The 500-nt window shown below is 44.4% G+C and carries 1 protein-coding gene; it reads right to left on the bottom strand.

The genetic code is table 11. The features are described from left to right. Window positions 1-217: 217 nt before the first annotated feature. Window positions 218-500, bottom strand: a 283-nt coding sequence (locus tag WMO24_RS00140) for a hypothetical protein (protein WP_349213985.1), incomplete at its 5' end; no start/stop codon positions are given.

Below are 500 nucleotides of genomic sequence, written 5' to 3' on the forward strand. Positions count from 1 at the left end.
AAGGAGTTTTTATTTCCTATGCAACGCTAAAGCTTTTTGAGAACTCCCCGGCACAGCCGGGGGTTTTCGGTAAACAAGAAAAAGGCCGCAGGCAAATTTGCCTGCGGCCCTTTTCTTCGTAAAAAAATGGCTGAAAGCAGCCAAGGTCGATGCAGCAGAATAAAACATGTACAAGCCGCCTTCGTTCTGCTTGCAGCTAACCCGTCTGTAATGCGCCTCAATAAAGGCCAATCAATCTACCAATAGGGAGAGATATATGGTCTACAAAAACGCTCCAAAGCATAATTTTCATTAGGATCCGAGCGATTTTAATAGGGGAGCGAGAAGATTGTCTTTCCAAACAACCAAAAACACTCTGCTTCTTCCTTCGTTCTCCCCTCATTTCCAGAACTAAAAGGAACCGCAAGTGAAGGATAATCAATCCCTTGCCCCAGAAGCCGATCTGGCAGGTGTCTGAGGAATGAGTAAAAGCATAGATAGAAATAAAAAAGACATCCGGA

Origin of the sequence: Ruthenibacterium intestinale, from assembly GCF_040096265.1 — a bacterium.
In the GTDB taxonomy this organism is placed as follows: Bacteria; Bacillota; Clostridia; order Oscillospirales; family Ruminococcaceae; genus Ruthenibacterium; species Ruthenibacterium komagatae.